The 21,103-nt window shown below is 64.7% G+C and carries 17 protein-coding genes; 6 read left to right on the top strand and 11 right to left on the bottom strand.

Annotated elements, in window-relative coordinates:
• Positions 1–209: 209 nt before the first annotated feature.
• Genes entH through entC form a run of 5 tightly spaced genes read right to left on the bottom strand, consistent with a single transcriptional unit; the run spans position 210 to position 5,036 of the window.
• On the bottom strand, positions 210–623 hold the full coding sequence (gene entH, locus ABLV52_RS23030; RefSeq protein WP_348890971.1) for a proofreading thioesterase EntH: 414 nt from the start codon (positions 621–623) through the stop codon (positions 210–212).
• Complete coding sequence (entA, locus tag ABLV52_RS23025) at positions 624–1,370, bottom strand: 2,3-dihydro-2,3-dihydroxybenzoate dehydrogenase EntA (RefSeq protein WP_087672169.1); 747 nt, start codon at positions 1,368–1,370, stop codon at positions 624–626.
• An 8-nt stretch (positions 1,371–1,378) separates the two neighbouring features.
• Positions 1,379–2,230 (bottom strand): enterobactin biosynthesis bifunctional isochorismatase/aryl carrier protein EntB, encoded by an 852-nt coding sequence (gene entB / locus ABLV52_RS23020; protein WP_048334361.1) that lies wholly within the window; start codon positions 2,228–2,230, stop codon positions 1,379–1,381.
• 13 nt (positions 2,231–2,243) lie between these two features.
• Positions 2,244–3,851 (bottom strand): (2,3-dihydroxybenzoyl)adenylate synthase EntE, encoded by a 1,608-nt coding sequence (gene entE / locus ABLV52_RS23015; RefSeq protein WP_348890970.1) that lies wholly within the window; start codon positions 3,849–3,851, stop codon positions 2,244–2,246.
• Positions 3,852–3,860: 9 nt separating this feature from the next.
• Positions 3,861–5,036: an isochorismate synthase EntC gene (entC, locus tag ABLV52_RS23010; protein WP_048334357.1), complete on the bottom strand. Its 1,176-nt coding sequence runs from the start codon at positions 5,034–5,036 to the stop codon at positions 3,861–3,863.
• 188 nt (positions 5,037–5,224) lie between these two features.
• Between entC and fepB the strand changes: the two genes are divergently transcribed.
• A complete protein-coding gene (gene fepB / locus ABLV52_RS23005) occupies positions 5,225–6,184 on the top strand; it encodes a Fe2+-enterobactin ABC transporter substrate-binding protein (RefSeq protein ID WP_348890969.1) in 960 nt (319 codons plus the stop codon).
• 284 nt (positions 6,185–6,468) lie between these two features.
• Here the strand turns inward: fepB and entS are convergent, their stop codons facing one another.
• Positions 6,469–7,710 (bottom strand): enterobactin transporter EntS, encoded by a 1,242-nt coding sequence (gene entS, locus ABLV52_RS23000; protein ID WP_048334354.1) that lies wholly within the window; start codon positions 7,708–7,710, stop codon positions 6,469–6,471.
• A gap of 112 nt (positions 7,711–7,822) precedes the next feature.
• Here entS and fepD point away from each other — a divergent pair, with 112 nt between their 5' ends.
• Genes fepD through fepC form a run of 3 tightly spaced genes read left to right on the top strand, consistent with a single transcriptional unit; the run spans position 7,823 to position 10,610 of the window.
• Positions 7,823–8,830, top strand: coding sequence for a Fe(3+)-siderophore ABC transporter permease (gene fepD / locus ABLV52_RS22995; RefSeq protein WP_023288781.1), 1,008 nt, complete (start codon positions 7,823–7,825; stop codon positions 8,828–8,830).
• Entirely contained in the window at positions 8,827–9,819 is a 993-nt protein-coding gene (gene fepG / locus ABLV52_RS22990) for an iron-enterobactin ABC transporter permease (protein ID WP_348890968.1), read from the top strand. Before fepD ends, fepG begins: the two co-directional genes overlap by 4 nt.
• Positions 9,816–10,610 (top strand): iron-enterobactin ABC transporter ATP-binding protein, encoded by a 795-nt coding sequence (gene fepC, locus ABLV52_RS22985; RefSeq protein ID WP_032455067.1) that lies wholly within the window; start codon positions 9,816–9,818, stop codon positions 10,608–10,610. The genes fepG and fepC overlap by 4 nt, the downstream gene beginning before the upstream one ends.
• Before the next feature lie 64 nt (positions 10,611–10,674).
• Here the strand turns inward: fepC and entF are convergent, their stop codons facing one another.
• The 3 genes from entF to fes are packed head-to-tail and all read right to left on the bottom strand — an operon-like array spanning position 10,675 to position 16,006.
• A complete protein-coding gene (gene entF, locus ABLV52_RS22980; RefSeq protein WP_348890967.1) occupies positions 10,675–14,556 on the bottom strand; it encodes an enterobactin non-ribosomal peptide synthetase EntF in 3,882 nt (1,293 codons plus the stop codon).
• A gap of 10 nt (positions 14,557–14,566) precedes the next feature.
• Positions 14,567–14,770 (bottom strand): MbtH family NRPS accessory protein, encoded by a 204-nt coding sequence (locus ABLV52_RS22975; RefSeq protein ID WP_032455062.1) that lies wholly within the window; start codon positions 14,768–14,770, stop codon positions 14,567–14,569.
• Between the two features lie 27 nt (positions 14,771–14,797).
• Entirely contained in the window at positions 14,798–16,006 is a 1,209-nt protein-coding gene (fes, locus tag ABLV52_RS22970) for an enterochelin esterase (protein WP_348890966.1), read from the bottom strand.
• Positions 16,007–16,265: 259 nt separating this feature from the next.
• On the opposite strand from fes, the gene fepA reads away from it, so the two are divergent.
• Both fepA and entD read left to right on the top strand, forming a co-directional pair.
• On the top strand, positions 16,266–18,494 hold the full coding sequence (fepA, locus tag ABLV52_RS22965) for a siderophore enterobactin receptor FepA (RefSeq protein ID WP_048296999.1): 2,229 nt from the start codon (positions 16,266–16,268) through the stop codon (positions 18,492–18,494).
• Between the two features lie 66 nt (positions 18,495–18,560).
• Positions 18,561–19,190 carry an enterobactin synthase subunit EntD gene (entD, locus tag ABLV52_RS22960; RefSeq protein WP_348890965.1) on the top strand — a complete coding sequence of 210 codons (630 nt, stop codon included), beginning with the start codon at positions 18,561–18,563 and terminating at the stop codon, positions 19,188–19,190.
• Positions 19,191–19,224: 34 nt separating this feature from the next.
• Here entD and ABLV52_RS22955 read toward each other — a convergent pair whose 3' ends face one another.
• Both ABLV52_RS22955 and ABLV52_RS22950 read right to left on the bottom strand, forming a co-directional pair.
• Positions 19,225–20,160 carry a transketolase C-terminal domain-containing protein gene (locus ABLV52_RS22955; protein ID WP_348890964.1) on the bottom strand — a complete coding sequence of 312 codons (936 nt, stop codon included), beginning with the start codon at positions 20,158–20,160 and terminating at the stop codon, positions 19,225–19,227.
• Positions 20,153–20,983: a transketolase gene (locus tag ABLV52_RS22950; protein ID WP_032455056.1), complete on the bottom strand. Its 831-nt coding sequence runs from the start codon at positions 20,981–20,983 to the stop codon at positions 20,153–20,155. The genes ABLV52_RS22955 and ABLV52_RS22950 overlap by 8 nt, the downstream gene beginning before the upstream one ends.
• Positions 20,984–21,103: the final 120 nt, after the last annotated feature.

The raw sequence follows: 21,103 nt of genomic DNA, 5'->3' as shown, positions 1-21,103 counted from the left end.
GGCTACCCATTGCGCCGATACGTAGCCCGGCTCAGCGCAGCGCAAGCCGGGGAAACAGCGGCTTCCTGGCCCAGAAACCGTAGCCCTGCTAAGCGCAGCGCGAGCAGGGATATTCCCGGATGGCGGCGCGCTGCGCCTTATCCGGGCTACCCATTGCGCCGATACGTAGCCCGGCTCAGCGCAGCGCAAGCCGGGGAAAGCGTGGCTACTTAGCCCAGCACCGCGGTGCCCAGACGACAGGTGCAGCAGCGCAGCCCCTTCTCGTCATACACCACAATCTCCCAGCTCTGGCTCTGCCGGCCAAGATGCAGCGGGCGGCACTCGCCGCGCACTTTCCCGCTGGAGACCGCCCGGTGATGGGTGGCGTTCAGCTCGGTGCCGACCACGCACTGCCCCTCGTCGGTCATCAGCCAGCCGGCCATCGACCCCAGCGTCTCCGCCAGCGCCGCTGAAGCGCCGCCGTGCAGCAGGCCAAACGGCTGATGGGTGCGGGCATCCACCGGCATCTCCGCCTCCAGCAGCCCCGCCTCCAGCCGGGTGTAGACGATCCCCAGATGCGCCACCAGGGTGTTTTCGCTGCTGGCGTTCAGCGCCGCCAGCGTGAGCGCTCGTTTCCAGGCCATTTACGCCCCCAGCGTCGAGCCGCCGTCCACCACGATATCCTGCAGGGTGATATGGCTGGCATGAGCAGAGGCGAGGAACAGAATGGTATTCGCAATCTCCTGCGGGCGGGCAATCTTACCCAGCGGGATGCCGAGCTTAAACTGCTCGCCGAAACCGCGGATCCGCTGCTGCTCCGCATCGTCGCTGACCCACAGCGTGCGCTGCATATCGGTATCGGTAGAGCCCGGCGAGACCAGATTACAGCGCACCCCGCTGCCCGCCAGCTCAAGGCCGACGGTCAGCGCCAGGCTTTTCAGCGCCGCCTTCGAGGCGCCATAGGCGCTCATGCCGATGCGCGGCGTGTGCGCGGCATCGGAGGCGACGGTGACGATGGCCCCGCCCCGCTGGCGACGGAACTGGGCCATCGTCTGCTGAAACAGGTTGAACGCCCCGCCGACGTTGACCGCGAAGGTCTGCTGCCAGTCTTCCGCGCTTAGCTGGTCGGTGGCGCCCATGCGCAGGATCCCGGCGGCGTTCACCAGCACGTCTAACCGCTCGGTGTTCGCCAACAGGCGGCTGCACACCTCGCGCACCCGGTCGGCATCGGCGACGTCCAGCGTTTCGGTCGCAAACGGGTAGCGTTCGCCGTCAAAGGCGAGGTCGAAACCGGTGACGTTGGCGCCGGCCTCCACAAAAGCCAGCGCGGTGGCATAACCGATCCCTTTACCTGCGCCGGTCACCCACACGGTCTGACCGCGAAAATCCAGCGCCGCCATTATCGTACCTCGCGGGAAAGCAGCGCCCACCAGGCGTCGATGGTCGGGTTTTTCGCCAGCATCACGAAGTCGATATCGCCGTGCACTTTGCGCCAGCGGGCGGCCAGGGCCATCATCCGCACCGAATCCAGACCGTAGTCGATCAGGTTTTCATCATCCAGCGGTTCGTCGGATTCGTCGAGCAGCGGCAGGATCAGCGCGCGCAGCGCCGCTTTGGAGGCCGGCAGCGGCAACAGCGCTTCGGTCATCACCACGCGGCCGGAGCGGCCGGCGACGTATTTCAGCGCCATCAGGTGCTCTTCGCGGCTGAAGTCCGCCAGCGCGTCGGCGACAAAGAACGGTTTGATATCGCGCATAAAGGCGTCGGTGGCGGTGGTCATGCAGCCGATATGGGCATACACGCCGGTGATGATCAGCTGGTCGCGGCCGCTCTCCTTCAGCATCGCCTCCAACGGCGAGCGATGAAACGCGCTGTAGCGCCATTTCACCAGCACGGTGTCGTCTTCATCCGGCGCCAGGGCGGCAATCACCTGCTGCTGCTCCGGCGAACGGGTCAGCCCCGGCCCCCACATATCATTCAGCAGCGCGCGATCTTCATCGCTCTGCTCTTTCGGCTGGGCGGTGTAGTACACCGGAATGCCGTTCTGTTTGCAGAAGTCGCGCAGGGCGGCGATATTGGCCACCACTTTCTCCATCATCGCGCTGTTTTCGCCCCAGAAATTGAGGAAATACTCCTGCATATCGTGGATCAGCAGCGCGGCGCGGGAGGGCTCAAAGGCCCAGCTGACTTTGTTCGCCGGGATATCGCTGGCTTCCGGCAGCGCGTAAGCCTGTAATTTAGGGATTGCCATTTTCTGTTCTCCTTCAGCCCAGCTTGCCTTCGGCCAGCCACTGACGTAATTGTTTCTTATCGACTTTGCCCACCGGCGTCAGCGGCAGCGCGGCAACGCACTCCACGCGGTCCGGCAGTTTAAATTCAGCCACCCCCTGCTCGCGCAGGAAGCGGCGCACCGCGACGGCGCGCAGCGGCGAGGTCGCCACCAGGTAAGCGCAGCTCTTCTCGCCCAGCAGGTTGTCTTCAATGCTGACCAACGCGGCGTGGATCACCGCCTCATGGCGCAGCAGCAGGTTTTCGATCTCTTCGGCGGCGATCTTCTCGCCGCCGCGGTTGATCTGGTCTTTTTCCCGGCCCTGGACGGTGATATACCCGTCTTCATCGATCGATATCAGATCGCCGGAACAGTAAAACCCGTCGGCGTCAAAGGCTTCCGCGTTATGCTGCGGGCTGTTGTAGTAGCCGCGGAAGGTGTACGGCCCGCGGGTCATCAGGCGGCCCACTTCGCCGCGCGGCAGCGGGTTGCCGTCGGCATCCGCCACCCACACTTCATCGTCCGGGCACATCGGGCAGCCCTGGGTATGAATAATCCGCTCAGGGCTGTCGTTAAGGCGGGTGTAATTCACCAGCCCCTCCGCCATGCCGAACACCTGCTGCAGCTGGCAGCCAATTTCCGCCGGGATGCGCGCGGCAAGGGTCGCCGACAGGCGCGCGCCGCCGACCTGCAGCAGCTGCAGCGACTGCAGCTGGGCATTGCCGCCCCATTCATGGATCGCCTGCAGCCACAGGCTGACCGCCGGCGGCACCAGCGAGGCGACGTTGATCTGATGTTTTTCAATCAGCGGGAAACAGAGGGTGGCGCTGGGGTCGGCGGCGAGGATCACCCGCCCGCCGGCGAGGAAGACGCCCAGCGACCCCGGGGAGCTCATCGCATAGTTATGCGCCGCCGGCAGCGCGTTGAGGTAACGCGTCTCAGCGTTAATCCCGCAGATCTCGTTGCTGCGGCGGATACTGTAGTCGTAATCGTTATGGGTACGCGGGATCAGCTTCGGCGTCCCGGTGCTGCCGCCGGAGAGCTGGAAAAAGGCCACTTCGTCGGCAGGGGTTGGGTTAGCGATAAAGTTATCCGCCGGGCGGTTAATCTCCGTCGCCAGCTCGCGCTCGCCGCCGTCGTTACGCAGCAGCGCCACGCGCAGGGAAGGATGTTCAGCGATAAACGCGTGAAGAAAGCTATCGTCGGCAAACAGCGCGTGCTCGCGGTCGGCGATCAGCAGCGCCGGTTTAATCTGCGCGGCGTAGGCGTTAAGCTCGCTGCGCTGGTGGCTGAACAACGCGTTCACCGGCGCGACGCCGATACGCAGCAGCGCGAAGAAGGTGATGTAAAACTCGGCGACGTTGCCCAGCTGCACCAGCGCGGTTTCCCCGCGCTTCAGTCCCTGACGCTGCAGAGAGCAGGCAAGGTTGTCCACCCGCTGGTTAAACTGGCGGTAGCTAATGTGTCGATCGCCATCGATAATCGCCACGGCGTCGTTTTCCGCGTGACGGGTGATCAGATTGGTTAATGGCAGATCCTGCCAGTAGCCTTTTTGGCGATAGCGGGCCGCGAACTCATCCGGCCAACGGGTAAATGCAATCATCCTTGCCTCTTAATTCAAGCCAAATACGTTAAGCATGGTGGTCAGTTTGACGCCGGTTTCGCGCCATTCGCCCAGCGGCGAGGAGGCCGGAACGATGCCCGCGCCGGCAAACAGGCGCAGCGTACGCTGCTGCAGACGCGCGCAGCGGATGGTCACCACCCATTCGCCGTTGCCTTCATCGTCACACCAGCCGACGATGCCGCCGAACAGCTGGCGGTCGAAGGGTTCCAGGTCGGCAATCAGGCGCTTCGCCGCCTGGTGCGGGAAGCCGCTCAGCGCCGGAGTCGGGTGCAGCAGGCAGGCCAGCGACATGGCGTTTTCTTCCGCCAGCGCCGTGCCCTCGATCGGCGTCGCCAGATGCCAGAGCGTCGGGGTGGTGATCAGCTGCGGCGATGCCGGCAGCGACAGCTGGCTGCTGCGCGGGCCCAGCACGCTCTTCATCGCCTGGGTCACCAGTTCGTGCTCGTGGCGATCTTTGCCGGACGCCAGCAGCCTGTTGCCCGCTTCGCGGTCCAGCACATCGTCCGGCTGGCGGCGGGCGGAGCCGGCCAGCGGCAGCGAGCTGAAGTGCGGTCCTTCTTTACGCAGCAGCAGCTCCGGGCTGGCGCCCAGCAGCACGCCGCCGTCGGAGAGCGGCACATGGAAGTTGAAGCTGGCGGGGTTCTGGGCGATCAGTCGCTCCATCAGGGCGCCGCTATCGACAGGATCGCGGGTGGTGATATCGATAAGTCGTGATAGCACCACTTTGTCCACTTCCGGCGTGGCGGTCAGCGCGGCGGCGCGTTCCACCATGGCTAAAAACGCATCCTGTTCCGGGATCTCCCTACGTTCCACCACCTCCATCGCCTCCAGCGGCGCGGCATAGCGGGCGGAACGCTGTTTTTCCGGGCGCGAGAACGCTTCCCAGCGCTCCGGGATATAGAGCTCGGAAGGCTGACAGGTGTCGAACGGGATGGCCCCAACCATCACCGGCTTGCGGATCCCCGCCGCCCGGGCCTCGGCAAAGGCGGCGGCCATCTGCTGCTGGAACTCGCCATTCAGCGCATCGCCGCCGTCGGCGGGCGCTGAGAAGCGGCGGAAGCAGCCTGAGGTGCTAAAACTGCGGTACGGCGACATAAAGAAGAAGCTGTCCGGCGACAAGGTCCGGGTAGATTTCTGTACATCCTCAGCCAGTGACGTTTCCATATCATCCTCCAAAAACGATAAATATATTACGAATAATTATCATTTGTATTTTGGTTGGCTAACCTAAAAGGTATTGCCCGTCATGTCAACCGCGTTACGTCATCGCGCCGCCACTTTGGCTTGCATCCTGTCGGCGCAAAGTTGAAAATGAGACGCATTTATTACCCTTCGAATCAGGATGCGATGACGTGAACTTCTCTTCTTTTTACCGCCGCGGCGCGCTGGCCGGCATGCTGTTGTTTTTAGGAATTACCTCAGCCCAGGCGGCGGACTGGCCGCGCCAGGTCACCGACAGCTACGGAACGCACACCCTGCCGAGCCAGCCGCTGCGCATTGTCTCCACCAGCGTGACCCTCACCGGCTCGCTGCTGGCGATCGACGCCCCGGTGGTCGCCAGCGGCGCCACCACCCCGAACAACCGCGTGGCCGATAGCCAGGGCTTTCTGCGCCAGTGGAGTGAGGTCGCCAAATCCCGCAAGCTGGCGCGGCTGTACATCGGCGAACCGAGCGCGGAAGCAGTGGCCGCCCAGATGCCGGATCTGATCCTGGTGAGCGCCACCGGCGGCGACTCCGCCCTGCCGCTGTACGATCAGCTCAAAACGATCGCCCCGACGCTGGTCATCAACTATGACGATAAAAGCTGGCAAACGCTGCTTAACCAGTTGGGGCAGATCACCGGCCATGAGCAGCAGGCCAGCGCGCGCATCGCCGACTTCAATAAACAGCTCGTTTCGTTAAAAGAAAAAATGAAGCTGCCGCCGCAGCCGGTCACCGCCCTCGTCTATACCGCCGCCGCGCACAGCGCCAATATCTGGACGCCGGAATCGGCCCAGGGGCAGATGCTCGAACAGCTGGGCTTTAGCCTGGCGACGCTGCCGGGCGGCCTGCCCGCCAGCCATAGTCAGGGCAAACGCCACGATATCGTGCAGCTGGGCGGGGAGAACCTGGCCGCCGGTCTGAACGGCCAGAGCCTGTTCCTGTTCGCTGGCGACCAGAAAGATGTCGATGCCATTTACGCCAACCCGCTGCTGGCGCATCTCCCGGCGGTCGAAGGCAAACGCGTTTACCCGCTGGGCACCGAGACCTTCCGTCTTGACTACTACAGCGCCCTGCTGGTGCTCCAGCGTCTCTCCAGCCTGTTCGGCTAACGCGGGCCGTGCCATCGGGACGGGTACGCGGCCTGAACGCTTTTGCCGGGCGGCGCGGCCTGAACACCTTGCCGGGCGGCGCGGCGCTTGCCCGGCCTACAACGCTTGCGCCCTCCAGGCCAGACCCCAGGCCCGGTAAGGCGCAGCCGCCACCGGGCATCATGACGAGTATGCGGTCGGAACGCTTTGCCGGGCGGCGCTACGCTTGCCCGGCCTACAACGCCCGAGGCCCCGGTACCGTAGGCCCGGTAAGGCGTAGCCGCCACCGGGCAATCGCACCGTACTCAGCTTTCGTTGACTATTTCCGGGCGCTGGAAACGGCGCAGCTCGCGTAGCAGCCCCACCAGCAGCACGCCGACGAGGGCCAGCGCCCAGCCGCTGGCGCTGGCGGAAGCGACCGGCGTCATCACCGCCCCTAACCCGCCGAGCAGCGCCGCGCCGATGGCGTCGCCGGTAACGTTCTGCGCGGTCCACAGACCGTTAATTCGCCCGAGCATATGTTCCGGCGTCTGGGTCTGGATCAGGGTGTACTGCAGCAGCGAGCTAATAGCGCTCAGCCAGCCAAACAGCGCCAGGCACAGCGCGCCCAACGCCCAGTGCGGCATCAGGCTGAACAGCGCAATGGCGACAAAGGAGCACACCGTCGTCGCCAGCATCAGCGCACCCGGCCGCACGGTCTGGGCCAGCTGGCCGCTGGTCAACGCCCCCAGCGCCGCGCCGAGCGGAATCGCGGCGTACAGCAGGCCAATCTGCCCGGCCGACATCTGCCAGCTCCCGGCCAGCGCCGGATAGAGGACCCGCACCGCGCTGGCCATGGTCAGCAGGCCGCCTAGCAGCGCAATCCCGCCGATAAGCGGACTCTGGCAGAGGAAGGTCAGCCCCGCCAGCAGGGAACGCAGCGGATGCTCGCGCGGCTGCGGAGGCGGCGGTAGCTGTGGCAGACGCAGCAGGGTTAAGGTGGTGATAAAGGTCCCCGCCGCCGCCAGGCCGAAATTCCAGGCCACGCCGCCGGAGGCCAGCAGCAGGCCGCCAATCATCGGCGAAATCACCGAGCCCAGGCGCACCGTGAGCATAGTGATGGCCCCGGCCTGCATCAGATTTTCCCGCCCCACCAGCGCCGGCGTCGCCGCCAGCAGCGCGGTCACCCCCAACGAAGCGAAGAACCCATCCCAGATCCCCAGCAGGTAGATCGCCGCCAGCGACGGCTCCGGCAGCAGGGCGTTCAGACACAGGCCGACAAAGCCCACGCCGCAGGTGCCGCGCGCCAGCAGGATCAGGCGTTTGCGCTCATAGCGGTCGGCCAGTACGCCCCCCACCATCAGGCCAATAAACATCGACGCGCCGGTCAGCGTCACCGACAACCCGACCTGCCAGGTCGAATGGGTCATCATCTGGATCTGCACCGGGATGGCCACGCCCAGCAGGCCAAGCGACAGAATAGAGATAAAGCGAGCGATAAAAACGGCGCGAAACGCCGGGTGAGTTTTCAGCAGGCTGAGGTTGAGCAGCCAGGATTGTCGGTTCATTACAGCGCCTTGTCGTTATTTTTAATACCCTTTTTACTGTGGGTCATGCTACCATAGCTGAATAAAATCGATAACGATAATTACTATCATTATCATATCAGGGATGTCAGTTATGTCGTTTTCTACGACCGCGGTACGCTCTGTCGCCGTGCCCGGATTGTTGCTGTTACTCGCCTTAGCCGCCGCGCTTAGCCTGACCATCGGCGCCAAATCGTTGCCGATCGGCACGGTATTCACCGCCTTTAGCGGAACCTGTCAAAGCGCCGACTGCACCATCGTGCTGGACGCGCGCCTGCCGCGCACCCTGGCCGGTCTGCTGGCCGGCGTCGCCCTCGGCCTCGCCGGCGCGCTGATGCAAACGCTCACCCGTAACCCGCTGGCCGACCCCGGCCTGCTGGGGGTCAACTCCGGCGCCAGCTTCGCCATCGTCCTCGGCGCGGCGCTGTTCGGGATCACCTCCCCGCAGGAACAGCTGCTGCTGGCGTTTTGCGGTGCGCTCTGCGCCTCGCTGCTGGTGGCCTTCACCGGCAGTCAAGGCGGCGGCCAGCTGAGCCCGGTGCGCCTCACCCTCGCCGGGGTCGCCCTCGCGGCGGTACTGGAGGGGCTGTCCAACGGCATCGCCCTGCTCAACCCGGACGTCTACGATCAGCTGCGCTTCTGGCAGGCCGGTTCGCTGGATATCCGCACCCTGCAAACCCTGAAAATTGTCCTGCTGCCGGTGGCGATGGCGGGGATCGCCGCCCTGCTGCTGAGCCGGGCGCTTAACAGCCTGAGCCTCGGCAACGATACCGCCACCGCCCTCGGCAGCCGCGTCGCCCGCACCCAGCTGATCGGCCTGATTGTGATTACCGTCCTGTGCGGCAGCGCTACCGCCGTGGTCGGCCCGATCGCCTTTATCGGCCTGATGATGCCGCATATGGCCCGCTGGCTGGTGGGGGCCGATCATCGCTGGTCGCTGCCGGTCACCCTGCTGGCCACCCCGGCCCTGCTGCTGTTTGCCGACGTGATTGGCCGCCTGCTGGTGCCCGGCGAACTGCGGGTATCGGTGGTGAGCGCCTTTCTCGGCGCGCCGGTGCTGATCTGGCTGGTGCGACGCCAGCCGCGCGGAGGTGGCCTGTGATTGCCCCGTCCCGCCGCCTGATAGCCAGCTGTCTGCTGCTGATGGCCGCCAGCCTGTTGATTTCCCTGCTCGGGCTGGCGCAAGGCCCGGTGCCGCTAACGATTGACCAGGTCTTCTCCGCCCTGTTCGGCGACGCGCCGCGCAACGTCGCGATGGTGGTGAACGAATGGCGGCTGCCGCGGGTGTTAATGGCGCTGCTCATCGGCGCCGCGCTCGGCGTCAGCGGCGCCATTTTCCAGTCGCTGACCCGTAACCCGCTCGGCAGCCCGGACGTGATGGGCTTTAACACCGGCGCCTGGAGCGGCGTGCTGGTGGCGATGGTTCTCTTCGGCCAGAACCTGACGGCGATTGCCCTGGCGGCGATGGCCGGCGGGGTACTCACCTCGCTGGTGGTCTGGCTGCTGGCCTGGCGCAACGGCATCGAGACCTTTCGCCTGATTATTATCGGCATCGGCGTACGCGCCATGCTGGTGGCCTTCAACACCTGGCTGCTGCTGCGCGCCTCGCTGGAGACCGCCCTTTCTGCGGGCCTGTGGAACGCCGGATCGCTTAACGGCCTGACCTGGGGTAAAACCTGGCCGTCGGCGCCGCTGATCCTGCTGATGCTGGTGGGCAGCGCCCTGCTGGTTCGTCGGATGCGGCTGCTGGAGATGGGCGACGATACCGCCTGCGCGCTGGGCGTGCAGGTTGAGCGTTCGCGCCTGCTGCTGATGCTGGTGGCGGTGGTGCTCACCGCCGCCTCGACGGCGCTGGCCGGGCCCATCTCATTTATCGCGCTGGTGGCGCCGCACATCGCCCGCCGCCTGAGCGGCACGGCCCGCTGGGGATTGAGCCAGTCGGCCCTGTGCGGCGCGCTGCTGCTGGCGCTGGCCGATTACGGCGCCCAGCGGCTGTTTATGCCCTGGCAGCTGCCGGTGGGCGTGCTAACCGTCAGCCTCGGCGGTATTTACCTTATTGCATTATTGATTCAGGAGTCCCGCAAAAAATGAGTGCTGTCCCCTCCCGTTTGCGCGGCGAGCAGTTAACCCTGGCCTACGGGAACAAGACCATCGCCGAGTCGCTGAACGTGACCATCCCTGACGGCCACTTCACCGCCATTATCGGCCCCAACGGCTGCGGCAAGTCGACGCTGCTGCGCACCCTCAGCCGTCTGATGACGCCGGCCAGCGGCCATGTCTGGCTCGACGGCGCGCAGATCCAGCAGTACGCCAGTAAAGAGGTCGCCCGCCGCATCGGCTTGCTGGCGCAAAATGCCACCACTCCTGGCGATATTACGGTGCAGGAGCTGGTGGCCCGCGGGCGCTACCCGCACCAGCCGCTGTTCACCCGCTGGCGCAAAGAAGATGAAGCGGCGGTGAATAATGCGATGCGGGCCACCGGGATCAGCGACCTGGCACTGCAGAGCGTCGATACGCTTTCCGGCGGCCAGCGGCAGCGGGCGTGGATTGCGATGGTGCTGGCCCAGGAGACGGCGATTATGCTGCTGGATGAGCCGACCACCTGGCTGGACATCAGCCATCAGATCGACCTGCTGGAGCTGTTGAGCGAGCTGAATCGCGAGAAGGGCTATACCCTGGCGGCGGTGCTGCACGATCTGAACCAGGCCTGCCGCTACGCCACCCACCTGATCGCCCTGCGCGACGGTAAGATCGTCGCCGAGGGGGCGCCGAAGGAGATCGTCACGGCGGATCTGATTGAACGGATTTACGGTCTGCGCTGCACGATCATTGAGGATCCGGTGGCGCATACGCCGCTGGTGGTGCCGCTGGGCCGCCGGTAATTTCCCCTTTCCCCGGCTTGCGCGACGCTGAGCCGGGCTACCTGCTGTAGCCCGAACTCAACCGTTATCCCAGAATCTCCCTGACCACCGGGCCGATGGCTTCAAAGGCCTGCGGGGAGATAATGTCGACGTGGGCGCAGTTCTGGCTGAACACCTCCAGCTCGCCCACCCACGGGCCCCATACGACCTGCGGATCCATCCCCGCCTGCCGCGTCTTCTCCGCCACGAACAGCGTCGCCTTGCCGTCAAACTTCGCGCTGTGCGCGGTGGTTAACAGCCGCACCGCGTCGGCATAGTTGCCTTCGATGGCGCTGAACAGCTCGCCGGAGGCTTGCCCCTGCTGGGCGGCGAGGAACGCTTCGCGCTCGCGGGCAATTTCCGCCAGCACCGCCGGATCCAGCCCGTTCGCCTCTTTCTCCGCCCAGTTTTGCGTCTCCGGCGGCCAGGTATCCAGTAGGCCGAGGAAGGCCACCGCTTCGCCGCGCTGGCGCAAGCGGGCGGCAATGCCCTGGGCTAAGGTGCCGCCGAGCGAATAACCGAACAGATAATAAGGACCGTGCGGCTGCTGCGCCAACAGCGTTTGCAGATGATGCTCGCACACCTCGTCGAGGCTGGCGGCGCCGGCCATCGGCCCCTGCGGGCGCGGCGACTGAATACCGGTAATCGACCAGCGCGGGCTGAGATAGCGCGCGAGCACGCTGAACTGCCAGGCGAAGCCGGAGGCCGGATGGAAACAGAACAGCGTTGGGCCGTCGCTCTCGCGCAGCGGCAGAAGCGCACCCAGCCCCAGGCGCTGAGCCTGCTCATCGCTGAGATCGGCGGCCAGCAGCGCGCTCAGTTTGCCCACCGTCGAGGCCACCATCACCTGCCCCGGGGTCACCTGCCGCGCCAGCTGGCGGCTGAGCTGCGCCGCCAGGCGCATCGCCAGCAGCGAATGGCCGCCGAGGGCGAAGAAATCAGCGTCGATATCATTCACCTCGCAGCCCAGCAACTGACTGAAGGCGGCGGCGACAACGGTTTCCATCCCGGGCTCCGGCGGCCGGCCGCTGCGCTCGCCGCCGAGGGTCGGCAGCGGCAGCGCTTTGCGGTCCAGTTTGCCATTGGCGCTGAGCGGCAGGTCGGGGAGCTGCATCAGCACCACCGGGACCATATGCGGCGGCAGCTGTTCCGCCAGCCGCGCTTTCAGCGCCGCGGTATCCAGCGGCAGGCCGGAGTCAGAGACCAGATAGCCCACCAGCTGCCGGGCATCGCCGCCGGTCGCCGCCGCCTGGTTGAAGACGCAGGCGTGACTCACCGCCTGCGCCACGTCCGGCAGGGCCGACATCACCCGGTCAATCTCGCCAAGCTCGATGCGCTGCCCGCGGATCTTCAGCTGATCGTCGCTGCGGCCAAGATACTCCACCGCGCCGTTCGCCAGCCAGCGCGCCACGTCGCCGGTGCGATACATCCGCTCGCCGGGGGCAAACGGGTCGGCGATAAAGCGGCTGGCGGTGAGGTCCGGGCGCCCCAGATAGCCCTGCGCCAGCTGAATGCCGGTGAGATAGAGATCCCCGGCCACCCCCGGCGGCACCGGGCGCATCGCGGCATCAAGAATGCGCAGCCCGGTGTTCCATACCGGCCAGCCAATCGGTACGCTGCTGCCGGTCACCGCCGCCAGCTCAGGCCCGCAGGCCGGATACCAGCTGACGTCCACCGCCGCTTCCGTCGGGCCGTACAGGTTATGCAGCGGCGCGCCGGTCAAGCGCTCCCATTCGCGGCACAATTCCGTCGGCAGCGCTTCGCCGCTGCAGAATACCCGCCGCAGCGTGCGGCAGGCGGCCACGCTGTCGGCATCCAGCGAGGCGACAAACGCCGCCAGCATCGACGGCACAAAGTGGGTGGTGGTCACGCCGTAGTGGGCGAAGAACTGCTGCATCGCCTGCGGGTCGCGGTGCGCCTCCGGCTCGGCCATCACCAGCTGCGCGCCGGCGATAAACGGCCACCAGAACTCCCACACCGACACGTCAAAACTGCACGGCGTTTTCTGCGCCACCACGTCGTCGGCAGATAACGGATAACGATCCTGCATCCACAGCAGGCGGTTGACGATGGCGGTCTGGCCGACCATCACCCCTTTTGGCCGCCCGGTGGAGCCAGAGGTAAAGATGATATAGGCGGTATGCTCCGGTTTTGACAGCGCCAGCGGCGCGTCATCCGCAACGGCCAGCGGCTGCTGGTAGCAGAGGCTCTCCAGCCCGGGGATATCGCTGAAGCGGGCCAGCTGATCCTCCGTGGCGATCAGCAGCGACGGCCGGGCGTCTTCCAGCATCATCCGCAGGCGGTCGTCCGGGTAGCCAGTGTCCAGCGGCAGCCAGGCGGCTCCCGCTTCGACAATGCCGTGCAGCGCCAGGGTCAGGAACACCGAGCGCGGCAGGGCCACCGCCACGCTGTCGCCCGGCTTCACGCCGCGCTGACGCAGCAGCTGCGCGAGCGCCACCACCTGCTGACGCATCTCACGATAGCTGAACTGCCAGTTAGCATCCGCCAGCGCCGGAGCATCCGGGGTCTTCCGCGCCTGGTCGGCCACCAGCGCGCTGAGGGTGGTGGCGGGCAGCGGCATAGCGGTATCGTTGACCGCCGCCAGCCGGGCCTGCTCGTCGGCGGAGAGCATCTCCGCTTCGCCGCAGCGTAGCGTCGGATCGGCGGCAAACTGCGCCAGCAGCGCGGTCAGTCGCGCCATGTGGCGACGCAGCTCGGCTTCATCGTACCGGGCCTTGTTAGCGAGGATCTCCAGCGACAGCCCGCCGGTCTCATCCGGGAACAGCGCCAGCTCGAGGTCGTTGACCGGGCCGGTGGCGAGGGTGTGAGTCACCGCCTCGACGCCGTCGATATCCACCCGGTAATCAAAAACTTTGACGTTTAGCACCGGGCCGAACAGCGGTTCGTCCCCGGCCGCTTTGCCGCTGTCGCGGACGATCTGCTCGGCGTCATAGCGCTGATGGCGGCGCATCTTTTTCAGCTGCGCGGCGAGGCGCATCGCCAGGTCCGCCAGCGTCTCCTGGGCGTCAATATGCACCGCCAGAGGCAGGACGTTGAGCACCGGCCCCGTCGAGGTCAGCGCCGCTGAGCCCATCCGGCGCATAAAGATAAAGCCCGCCGCGTAGTCCATCCGGTTGCACAGGCGGCCCAGCCACAGCGTGGTGAGCGCCAGCGCCAGGTCAGCGGGCTGACACTGCGGCGCATGGCCGGCCAGGCGGCGGAAGGCGTCGGCGTTCATCGCCAGCTTCATCCGCCAGATATCGCTCCCGGCGGCGCGCCCGCCCAGCGGGGCGGCAGAGAGCGAGGCGGGAGCCGGTAACGCCTGGCGCTGGGCCTGCCAGAAGGCTTTATCCCGCTGCCAGGCCTCGCTGCCGGCGTAGCGCTGGTACTCGTCCACCACCTCGGCAAAGGGGGTGAAAGGCGATTCCGGGGTGGCTTCTCCACGCTGCCAGGCGCGGTAAATGGCGGCGATCTGCCGGGTAATCACCGGGAAACTGAAGCCATCCACCAGCAAGTGGTGATAGCGCTGATACCAGTACCAGCGGTCGTCGCCGACGCGCAGCAGCTGATGGCACACCAGCGGGTTGCCGCCGTCGACGCGCAGATCCTGCGCCAGATCCGCCTGCATCCGCTCCGTGGCGGCGCGGTGCGGATCCGGCGCCGTACGCAGGTCAACGATCGGCGGTTCGCCAAAGGTGCGTTCCGCCGCCAGCCACTGCCAGACTTCCCCTTCCTCTTCCTCAAAGCGCAGGCTGAGGGTATCCGCCTGCTGCAGCCCGGCGACAATCGCCTTACCCAGCAGCGCCGGGTCGAGCGCGCCGCGCAGTTCAACATAGTGGGCCACGCTCCAGGCGCCAGGCAGAGTGGAGAGGCGCTCGGCCATCCAGATCCCCGGCTGCGCGGCAACCAGCGGTAAACGAGTGGTCATGGTCAGCTCCTTATGCCGCATGATGGGCGGGGGTCAGTGTCGGCCAGTTGGCCGCCAGCCAGGCGTTGCACGCCTCGACCGACTGCGGAGGGCACACCACCGTCCAGCCGGCAGGCAGCGCGCAATGCCCCGGCCACAGGCTGAACTGCCGCTGGTCATTGCGCAGAATGTAAAACTGCCCTTGCGGATTGTCGAAGGGGTTACTGAATTGCATATCAAACTCCTGTCGTAAAGCGCTGTGCTAAGGGGGCGACAGCAGAGGCTGCCAGAGCTGGATCAGCCCCGCCGTCAGCCCGCCGCGCCAGCAAAGCGCATCATGCCCGCCGTCAACCTGACGCCAGAAAATCGTCTGCTGCGTTGTGGTAAGTTGCGCCAGCAGCGCCTGGTTGGCGCGAAAAATAATCGGTTCACGCTGGCCCGCTTCCAGCCAGATGCGCAGCCCGGCCGCGGACGCCTCGCCCTGGCGGAGACGTTCGCCGATAAAGCCCGTCCCGCTGCCATCGCGATGCGGCCACCAGTAGGAGCCTGACTGGCTGAGCACGCAGCCAAAGCGCTGCGGCCAGTTGAGGGCGGCGAACATTGCCGCCAGGCCGCCGAAGCTTTGCCCGGCCACCACCGTCCGCTCCGGGCGGTCGCTGAACGGGACGTGACCGCGGACCAGCGGCAGGAGTTCCTCCTGCACCGCCAGCCAGAAATCGCGATGACAGGGCAGCTCAACCCCGCGGTGCTGGTTGTCGATCGCGTCGATCAGCAGGTAGACCGCCGGCGGCAGCCTCCCCTCGCGGGTCAGCGCGGCCAGCGGCGACCACACCGGCATGCTTTCGGCCCAGAACTGGCCGTCAAGCAGGATCGCCAGGGGCCGCGTTTGCGGGTCGACGGCCTCGCCGGGGGTGTAGATCCAGACCCGGCGATGGTTGCCCAGACGCGCGCTGCGCCACTCAAGGCAACGGGCGGGAGGATGCGCCTCATTAAGCAGATCCCAGCCGGGTTGCGCCGGCGCCTGCGGCATCTCCAGGGCGGAGACGCCATGGCCGCGTCCGCCCCGCCAGCTGTGCGGGTTCAGCGGATCGGCTATCGCCCGCGGCAGCAGTTTGCGCCAGCCTTCGCGCAGCAGCGCGCGGTCCGGCTTATCGGCGCTGAACACCTCAGGGGAAAAATCATCGTCACGGTCGGAGGGAATAAAGCAGTAGCTGCCGCGCCAGGTCGGCGACAGCGTGGTTCGCCAGCACCAGGCGTCGGTCCCGGGCAGACGCGTCAGGGATTGCGGCCGCGCATTCTGATGGTGGTCGGTCACGCCGGTGATATAGAGCCATACCCGACGGCGCGGAGAACGCGTTTCATCCCCCGCCGGATCCCGCCACCAGAACGTCACCTCGATGGCGTCATCCACCGCCCGGGACTGCGGTCCCTGCAGAGTTCGCCACCACTCCTCGCTTCCTGTCGTTAACATTCAGTCATTAACCCTATGTATCGCGTGACTTTTTTAATTAATTGTCATTCTTTATTGATAATATTATTGATAACTATTTGCATTTGCAATAGCGTATTAGCGCGCCGTGGGAAGCGCGTCTTTCACAACACATGTCGAAGAGAGCTTATTCAGCTAGCGACGGAGTGCCTTTGCCCTCTTCCGGCAACATTTATGCCGCCTCCCCTCCCGGTGGGAAGGGGCGTTTGGGGAACGTGGCGACAAAAAAGCAGGAATAACAATGAATAACAGGATCAAATCCCTGGCCTTGCTGGTCAATCTGGGAATTTACGGGGTTGCTTTTCCGTTAAGCGCAGCGGAAACCGCCACCGACGATAAAAACAGCGCCGCGGAAGAGACCATGGTGGTCACCGCCGCCGAGCAGAACCTGCAGGCGCCGGGCGTCTCCACCATCACCGCCGATGAGATCCGCAAACGTCCGCCGGCGCGCGACGTCTCGGAGATCATTCGCACCATGCCGGGGGTCAACCTGACCGGCAACTCCACCAGCGGCCAGCGCGGGAATAACCGCCAGATTGATATCCGCGGCATGGGCCCGGAAAACACCCTGATCCTGATCGACGGCAAGCCGGTCACCAGCCGCAACTCCGTGCGTCTCGGCTGGCGCGGCGAGCGCGACACCCGCGGCGACACCAGCTGGGTGCCGCCGGAGATGATCGAACGCATCGAAGTGATTCGCGGCCCGGCCGCCGCCCGCTACGGCAACGGCGCCGCCGGCGGCGTGGTGAATATCATCACTAAAAAAACCGGCGATGAGTGGCACGGCTCCTGGAACACCTATATGAACGCCCCGGAGCACAAAGACGAAGGCTCCACCAAGCGCACCAACTTCAGCCTCAGCGGCCCGCTGGGCGGTGATTTCAGCTTCCGCCTGTTCGGTAACCTCGACAAAACCCAGGCCGACGCCTGGGACATCAACCAGGGCCATCAGTCCGAACGTACCGGGATCTATGCCGACACCCTGCCGGCCGGGCGCGAAGGGGTAAAAAATAAAAACATCGATGGTCTGGTGCGCTGGGAATTCGCGCCGATGCAGTCGCTGGAGTTTGAGGCAGGCTACAGCCGCCAGGGCAACCTCTACGCAGGCGACACCCAGAACACCAACTCCAACGACCTGGTAAAAGAGAACTACGGCAAAGAGACCAACCGTCTGTACCGCAACACCTACTCGGTCACCTGGAACGGCGCCTGGGACAACGGGGTGACCACCAGCAACTGGGCGCAGTACGAACGTACCCGCAACTCACGCAAAGGCGAAGGCCTGGCCGGGGGGACGGAGGGGATCTTCAACAGCAACCAGTTCACGGATATCGATCTGGCGGATGTGATGCTGCACAGCGAAGTCAGCATCCCGTTCGACTATCTGGTTAATCAGAACCTGACGCTGGGCAGCGAGTGGAACCAGCAGCGCATGAAGGATAAGGCCTCCAACACCCAGGCGCTGTCGGGGGGAGAAATTCCGGGCTACGACAGCACCGGCCGCAGCCCCTACTCGAAGGCGGAGATCTTCTCCCTGTTCGCTGAGAACAACATGGAGCTGACCGACACCACCATGCTGACCCCGGCGCTGCGTTTCGATCATCACAGCATCGTCGGCAACAACTGGAGCCCGTCCCTCAATCTGTCGCAGGGCCTGTGGGACGACTTCACGCTGAAGATGGGTATCGCCCGCGCCTATAAAGCGCCGAGCCTGTATCAGACCAACCCGAACTACATTCTCTACAGCAAAGGCCAGGGCTGCTACGCCAGTAAAGACGGCTGCTATCTGCAGGGGAATGAAGATTTAAAAGCCGAGACCAGCATCAACAAAGAGATTGGCCTCGAGTTTAAACGCGACGGCTGGCTGGCGGGCGTGACCTGGTTCCGCAACGATTACCGCAACAAGATAGAAGCTGGCTATGCTCCGGTCTATCAAAACGGTAAAGGTACCGATCTCTACCAGTGGGAAAACGTGCCAAAAGCGGTGGTGGAAGGCCTGGAAGGTACGCTGAACGTCCCGGTGAGCGAGACCGTGAACTGGACCAACAACATCACCTACATGCTGCAGAGTAAGAATAAAGAGACCGGCGATCGGCTGTCGATTATCCCGGAATACACGCTGAACTCCACGCTGAGCTGGCAAGTACGCGATGACGTTTCGCTGCAGTCGACCTTTACCTGGTACGGCAAACAGGAGCCGAAGAAGTACAACTATAAGGGTCAACCGGTCACCGGCAGCGAGAAGAACGAGGTCAGCCCCTACAGCATCCTCGGCCTGAGCGCGACCTGGGACGTGACCAAATACGTTAGTCTGACCGGCGGCGTGGATAACGTCTTCGACAAGCGCCACTGGCGCGCGGGCAACGCCCAGACCACCGGGGGCGCCACCGGCACGATGTACGGCGCCGGCGCCGAGACCTACAACGAATCGGGCCGCACCTGGTATATGAGCGTCAACACCCACTTCTGATAGCGGGTTCTCCCTCCCCCGCCCTTGCAGGATAAAGGGCGGGGACAACCGCGGTATACTTGCCTTATGCGCATTCTTCACTCCACCCTGCCGCTGGCCGGCTATCGCTTGCAGCACATCGACTTCGACCCGGCGACTTTTCAGGCTGCCGATCTGTTGTGGTTGCCCTATCACGCCAGCCTGAGCGGCTGGAGCCGCAAGCGGCAGGCGGAGCACCTGGCCGGGCGCATCGCCGCGGTGTACGCCCTGCGCGAGGTGGGAGAAAAACAGCCTCCCGCGATTGGCGATCGGCGCCAGCCGCTGTGGCCCGCGCCCTGGTTCGGTAGTATCAGCCACTGCGGCCAGCGCACGCTGGCGGTGGTCGCTGACCGGCCGGTGGGCGTCGACATCGAGCGCCGGTTTACTCCACAGCTGGCGGCGGAGCTGGAGAGCAGCATTATCAACGAGGCGGAAAAAAAGGTGCTATTGCACAGCGGCCTGCCCTTCCCGCTGGCGCTGACGCTGGCCTTTTCGGCGAAAGAGAGTGGGTTTAAGGCGACGCCGACGGCAGGCCAGCGCGCGCTGGGGTTCACCGATTTTCAGATCGTGGAAATAACGGCAAGCACCTTAGCGCTTCGGTTTGCGGGGCAACGCTATCCGCTGTACTGGACAGCGTCGGAGGAGCAGGTCGTCACGTTTTGCGCATTGCAGCAGTAAACGCCCGCGCTACACGCGACGGGCGTTCAGACCATCAGCCCCTGTTTTGCACCCGGGCGACGATGGCGGCGGCATCAAACCCGTGCTGTTGGCGCATCCAGCCGCGATCGGCGGCGGCGGCGTACTCCCCGTCCGGGATCCCCAACCGCTGCAGGGCAATGCCCACGCCCGCTTCCGCCAGCACCTCGGCCACCAGGCTGCCCAGCCCGCCGTTGACGTTATGCTCTTCGACGGTGATCACCGCTTTGCACGGCTTCAGCGCCGCCAGCAGCGCGGCGGTATCGCAGGGGCGGATCGACGGCACGCTGACCACTTTCGCCTGAACGCCGAGGTCGGCAAGCTGCTGCGCCGCCTCCACTACCTCATGCACTGTCGAACCGGTGGCCACCAGTGCGACGTCCTCGCCTTCGCGCAGAGTCAGCACGGCGCCGGGTACAAAGCAATACGACTCGTCAAGCAGCTCCGGCAGCGCCTTGCCATCGAGGCGAATATAGACCGGCCCCTGATAAGCAAGGGCATAGTCGATAATCTGCCGACATTCGCGCGGCGTGGAGGGGGCGAAGATCTGGATATTGCCGAAGCCGCGCATCACCGCCAGATCGTCAATCGCATGGTGGGTGCTGGCCAGCGGACCGTAGCTGGCCCCGGCGTTAAGGCCAAACAGCTTCACGTTGGTGTTGTTGTAACAGACATCCACTTTGATTTGCTCATTGGCCCGCGAAATAAGAAACGGCGCGGCGTTACAGGTCACCGCCACTTTGCCGCCCAGCGCCAGACCGGCGGCGGTGCCGACCATACTCTGCTCAGCGATGCCGACGTTCACCAGCCGGCCGGGAAATTGCTTAATAAAGGGGGCGATTTTGGCCGTCGACGTGGAGTCGGCCACCACCGGCACCAGATCGACACCGCTTTCCACGGCGGCGATAAAGGCCTCGACCATGACGTTAGCCAGGTGTTCTGCATTACTCATCTTTCAGTTCCTCCAGCGCCAGAGCGATCTCTTCACCTTTCGGCACCCGGTGGTGCCACTCCGGGCGCCCCTGGATAAAGGAGATCCCCGCGCCTTTCGTGGTGTTGGCAATAATGACGTTTGGTTTACCCTTCTGCTGCAGCCCCTCGATGGCCGCGACCACCGAGGCCATATCGTTACCCTGGCATTCGCTGACCTCCATGCCGAAGGCGCGCCATTTGTCGGCCAGCGGATCGGTATTCATGATTTCGCGCGTCGGCCCGGCCAGCTGGAGGTTGTTCTTATCATTAATAATGACCAGGTTATCCAGCCCGTAGTGCGCCGCCGCCAGGGCGGCTTCCCAGTTACTGCCTTCCGCCAGTTCGCCATCGCCGGTGATCAAAAAAATGCGGCGGGTGCTGTTGCTTTTCTTCGCGGCCAGCGCCAGCCCCACCGCAACAGGCAAACCGTGGCCCAGCGCACCTGTGTTCAGCTCAATACCCGGCGTTTTCTGCCGCACCGGGTGGCCAGGGAGATGGGAATTGGCATGCTGGTAAGTCTCCAGCCACTCCACCGGGAAGAAGCCGGCTTCCGCCAGGACGCAGTAGTAGCAGCCCACTGCGTGGCCTTTCGACTGGATGTAGATATCGCGCTGCGGGTCGTCGAGCCGATCCGCCGCCACGTTGAGGACCCGGAAATAGAGCGCGGTTAACAGTTCGACCTGCGAAAGGTCGGCCCCGGTGTGGCCGCCGGCCGGACTATTGGCGTTTAAGCGCACAATGTGGCGCCGCACCGCGCGGGCTTTACGCTCCAGCGTCTGAATATCAAATCTGTAGGGATTCATTTCACACCTCTGAATTTATTTTCAGCATGGAATATTTATTCCAGCAAGGACTAAAAAAACCAGATATCCCTATGCCGGGTGGTAAGCCTTCTGCCACAGCGCCCTACTCAGGAACATTCT

This window comes from Klebsiella sp. GB_Kp056 (assembly GCF_040064755.1).
GTDB classification, from domain to species: Bacteria; Pseudomonadota; Gammaproteobacteria; order Enterobacterales; family Enterobacteriaceae; genus Klebsiella; species Klebsiella quasipneumoniae.
This window is presented reverse-complemented; position numbering and strand designations above follow the sequence as displayed.

Excerpts from the sequence above, each read along its gene's own strand:
- entH (WP_348890971.1), bottom strand. The coding sequence starts at position 623 with ATGGCCTGGAAACGAGCGCTCACGCTGGCGGCGCTGAACGCCAGCAGC.
- entB (WP_048334361.1), bottom strand. The coding sequence starts at position 2,230 with ATGGCAATCCCTAAATTACAGGCTTACGCGCTGCCGGAAGCCAGCGAT.
- entE (WP_348890970.1), bottom strand. The coding sequence starts at position 3,851 with ATGATTGCATTTACCCGTTGGCCGGATGAGTTCGCGGCCCGCTATCGC.
- entC (WP_048334357.1), bottom strand. The coding sequence starts at position 5,036 with ATGGAAACGTCACTGGCTGAGGATGTACAGAAATCTACCCGGACCTTG.
- entS (WP_048334354.1), bottom strand. The coding sequence starts at position 7,710 with ATGAACCGACAATCCTGGCTGCTCAACCTCAGCCTGCTGAAAACTCAC.
- fepD (WP_023288781.1), top strand. The coding sequence starts at position 7,823 with ATGTCGTTTTCTACGACCGCGGTACGCTCTGTCGCCGTGCCCGGATTG.
- fepC (WP_032455067.1), top strand. The coding sequence starts at position 9,816 with ATGAGTGCTGTCCCCTCCCGTTTGCGCGGCGAGCAGTTAACCCTGGCC.
- entF (WP_348890967.1), bottom strand. The coding sequence starts at position 14,556 with ATGACCACTCGTTTACCGCTGGTTGCCGCGCAGCCGGGGATCTGGATG.
- ABLV52_RS22975 (WP_032455062.1), bottom strand. The coding sequence starts at position 14,770 with ATGCAATTCAGTAACCCCTTCGACAATCCGCAAGGGCAGTTTTACATT.
- fes (WP_348890966.1), bottom strand. The coding sequence starts at position 16,006 with ATGTTAACGACAGGAAGCGAGGAGTGGTGGCGAACTCTGCAGGGACCG.
- fepA (WP_048296999.1), top strand. The coding sequence starts at position 16,266 with ATGAATAACAGGATCAAATCCCTGGCCTTGCTGGTCAATCTGGGAATT.
- entD (WP_348890965.1), top strand. The coding sequence starts at position 18,561 with ATGCGCATTCTTCACTCCACCCTGCCGCTGGCCGGCTATCGCTTGCAG.
- ABLV52_RS22955 (WP_348890964.1), bottom strand. The coding sequence starts at position 20,160 with ATGAGTAATGCAGAACACCTGGCTAACGTCATGGTCGAGGCCTTTATC.
- ABLV52_RS22950 (WP_032455056.1), bottom strand. The coding sequence starts at position 20,983 with ATGAATCCCTACAGATTTGATATTCAGACGCTGGAGCGTAAAGCCCGC.